This window comes from Kribbella sp., assembly GCF_035655035.1.
GTDB lineage: Bacteria > Actinomycetota > Actinomycetes > Propionibacteriales > Kribbellaceae > Kribbella.
This window is the reverse complement of the sequence record NZ_DASRVN010000205.1, coordinates 1-3,824: the sequence shown is the minus strand read 5'-3', so window position 1 is coordinate 3,824 and position 3,824 is coordinate 1. Positions and strand designations below refer to the sequence as shown.

At 67.8% G+C, this 3,824-nt stretch carries 3 protein-coding genes; 2 read left to right on the top strand and 1 reads right to left on the bottom strand.

The window, feature by feature from the left end:
• Both VFF46_RS12000 and VFF46_RS11995 read left to right on the top strand, forming a co-directional pair.
• Positions 1–1,632: DUF11 domain-containing protein (locus tag VFF46_RS12000; protein WP_325037169.1), on the top strand; the 1,632-nt coding region annotated here is incomplete at its 5' end.
• Between the two features lie 97 nt (positions 1,633–1,729).
• A complete protein-coding gene (locus tag VFF46_RS11995; protein ID WP_325037168.1) occupies positions 1,730–2,680 on the top strand; it encodes a hypothetical protein in 951 nt (316 codons plus the stop codon).
• Positions 2,681–2,797: 117 nt separating this feature from the next.
• Here VFF46_RS11995 and VFF46_RS11990 read toward each other — a convergent pair.
• On the bottom strand, positions 2,798–3,824 hold a 1,027-nt coding region (locus tag VFF46_RS11990), incomplete at its 5' end, for a hypothetical protein (protein ID WP_325037167.1).

Below are 3,824 nucleotides of genomic sequence, written 5' to 3'. Positions count from 1 at the left end.
GTTGCCGACGTCGAGGTGATCAAGACCAGCGACGACTCGACCGTAATAGCCGGCGGGGGAGTGACCTACCGCCTGACTGTCGTCAACCACGGCCCGTCCGACGCTACTGCGGTCACGGCGACCGACAGCCTGCCGACGGCGTTGACGGTGACCTCAGTGGACCTAGCGTGTACAGCATCGGGTCACACGGTCCGGTGTGCACTGGGCACCATCGCTGCGGGCAAGGCAGTGACCGTGGTCATCACAGCAACGCTTGACCCGTCGTTCCAGGGGACGTCGCTGGCGAACACGGCTACCGCCACTTCGCCGGTCACGGACCCCGACGAGAGCAACAACAGCTCCACCATCACCACGCCGGTCGAGACGCGGGCAGACCTCAGCGTCACGAAGACGTCCGACCCTGCTGGGGTAACGCCGGGCAGTGCATTCGCCTACACGATCGTCGTCAATAACGCCGGTCCGTCGACCGCACGGGCCGTAGTACTGTCCGACACCGTGCCGGCCGGTCTAGCGGTCAGCTCTGCATCCAACGGGTGCACCGTGAAGGGCAGTGCAGTCACCTGTCAGCTGGGTGACCTGCCGATCGGCCAGGTCGTCGTAGTGCTCCACGTGCGGCTGGCAGCCGGGTACGAAGGCGCCAGCATCGTCAACACCGCAACTGCGACGTCACACACGACAGACCCGGACCCGTCGAACAACAGCGGTACAGCGGAGTCGCCTGTCACCGCACTGGCCGACCTGGCGATCACGAAGACCATGTCCCCGGCTGCTCCGGTGGCTGGGCACTCCGTGAAGTACGTGCTCACCGTGAAGAACAACGGACCGTCGCACGCTCGCATGGTGACCATCACGGACGAGTTGCCACGTGGACTGACCAATGTCACCACAACCGGCAGCACCTGCAAGCTGCTCCCGCCGGAGGCACCTGGAGCGCCGGATACGCCTGCAGCGGGCACGGTGCAGTGCAGTACGCCGGAGCTCGCCGTTGGAGGCACGGTCACGGTGACGGTCACCGCAACCGTCGTACCCGGGTTCACCGGCGCGCTGAACAACCTGGCACGCGTCGGCTCGGCCACACCGGACCCGGTGATCGCCAACAACGAGGCGAAGGTCACTGGCCGTACGACGCAGTCCGCGAACCTCAGCGTCCACAAGACCGCGTCGGCGTCGACCGTGATCGCAGGGCACTCGCTGGTCTACACGATCGCTGTCCACAACGCCGGTCCGTCGTCAGCAGGCGCCGTCACGATCACAGACGTACTGCCCAACGGCCTACGCCTCACCAGCACACCGGAGCACTGCGCGGCCAACGGTCAGAAGGTCACGTGTTCAGTGGGCCGCATAGACCCCGGTACGACGGCACAGGTCGTTGTGAACGTCCTGGTCGACCCGACGTACTCCGGCACCTCGGTAGCCAACACGGCAACGGCCCAGTCGCCCACACCCGACCCGGACCCGAACGACAACACCAGCACCGTCAGGGTCCAGGTAACCCCACCCCAACCGGGCCGCCCGGCGCCGGAGCTCCCCAACACCGGTAGCGACGTCAGCCCCGCGGTCCTCCTGGCCGCCCTGGCCCTCATCGCAGCCGGCGTCGCTGCCATCGCCACCACCCGCCGCCGACGCGGCTGATCTGCAACAAGCTGCAATTCCCCCGCACCTGTCCCCGGGATCCGGTATAGTCGCCGCGATCTCGGGGGCTAGTGAGATCTTTCCAGAGGGGAACCCAATGAAGTTGCACCGTTTTGCGCTGGCGCTTGCCGGCGTCGGCCTGGTGGCCACCGCCGCCACCGTCCCGGCCGCCGCCACGAGCCAGGCCGACCCGAAGCACCCGTTCGCCAGGAACGTGACGCCGAACACCATCAAGGCGGCCGGCGACCCGTGCTTCAGCGACGTCATGTCGCCGACCGCCGCGGGCACGTCGCAGGAGACCCTGGCCATGCCGGGGCGGCGCATCCAGTCCTTCCAGGACACGCCGTTCAAGTTCGCCGGCACCCGCGCGAACACGACCTGGTACGGCGCCGTGAACGCGGCGGGGACCCAGATCTACTACTACGGTCTGTTCCTGCAGGGCGGCAACCTGTACCGGCACACGACGTACGCGCGGGACGGCGGCGACACACAGATCTGGTCGCCGACCTACAAGAGGATCGGGTCCGGCTGGACCAGCTTCAAGTCGATCGCCACGTCGAACTTCAGCGTCGCGGCGCCGCGGCACGCGTACCTGTACGGCCTGAACAGCAACGGCAGCCTGTACCGCTACCAGATCGTCGGCGCCGGCTTCCGTGCGCTCGGGCCGATCCCCGGGTTCCGCGGCTTCAAGACGATGACGGTGATCAGCGAGACGGCGACGTACGACACGCTGCTGATGACGACCAACGCGGGTGCGCTCTGGACCGCGCACATCCCGGTCGCGGCCGGCGCCAAGCCGGTGATGAAGCTGATCCGTTCGTCCGGTTGGTCGGCGTACGAGTCCCTGGTCGTCCAGGGCTGCGGCACCCGCGGCGGTTCGCTGGTGGTCGCGGTCGACAACGACACGCAGTCCGGCTACCAGTTCGCGCTGAGCAAGGCGAACGGCACGGCGACCGCGGTCACGTCGTACGGCAAGATCCCGGCTGTCTTCAATGTCGCCAGCCACGTGTCGCTCACCACGCACTACGACCAGCTGGTTGGCGAGTAGTCGTCGAAGCTGTGCATCCCGTCGCCCTCGGGGAGCCCGTGAAAGGAGCTCCCCGGGCGCGACGCTGTCATCCAGCAGATCCGCCTCCACAACACAACGTCAGCAGAATCGTCATGCTCACGCGTGGCCGTCGATTGACGTACGGACGGACTGTGGGTGCTCGGTCTTCGTGGTCACCCGGGCCGGAGCGACCAGTCTGAGCTGTGTGCCGTCCGCCGTCACCCAAAGCGCCTGCACATTCCCGTCGTACACAGTCACCGACGGCGCGGCCACCTCTGGTCGATCCGTCCCCTCGAACAGCGAGAACGTGCCGGTCAGCTCCACCGGCGCGATGTCCCGCATCGTCAACGAGGTCGCACCCTCCAGCAACTCCACAACCAGCAGAATCCGGCCGTCCACACGCTCCACCCGCAAAGCCGGCCGCCGATCCCCGAAGCTGACCGAGTCGACACTCCCGACCAGATCGACCCCCGGCGTACTGACCCGGAACTGCTGCCCAACCCCCACCGGCCCCTCAGGAACCGTCGCGCCGTCGGCCCCCGCGATCTCCAGCACCAGCCGCAGCGACGACACCTCGAACGCCTGCCCGGCCTCGATCTGATGCAGCCCGATGTGCTCGTCACCGCCCGGCGACACGAAGCTGATCGACCACAGCACCTGCCCGCCGGACTGCACCGAGGCGAACACCGCCGACGAGAAGTCGTGGTCGTCCTTCATCAGACGCAGCTTGACGAACCGAGACGGACCCCAGTCCGGATCGCCCGGCTCCCGCCAGTACCCCATCAGCGGCCGCCGCTGCAGCCAGTACTCGCCGACACTCACACTGCCCAGCGTCGCGTCCGAACCGTGCCAGGTGGTCCCGACCACCGGCACCTCACCGTCGACATAGCTGAACCGCTCCCGCACCACACCCGTTGGCGTATCCAACAACCGATCGACAACCGCCGCCGGCGCCGCGGCCTCGACCAACGCCGGCCCGGCCAGCCCGAGCGTCGGCGTCAGTTCCGGCAGCTCCGCGAACAGCCCCCGGAACCGGGTCGCCTTCGCCAGCAACGCGAGTAGATCCGGCGTCCGCGCAGGCTCGTCCGTATACACGCGCGCCATCGGACCACTCAGCTGCCCGGTCCGCGCGTGCCACCGCCCG

What these genes read in the sequence shown, in the direction of transcription:
- VFF46_RS11995 (WP_325037168.1), top strand. Translation starts at nt 1,730, where the DNA reads ATGAAGTTGCACCGTTTTGCGCTGGCGCTTGCCGGCGTCGGCCTGGTG.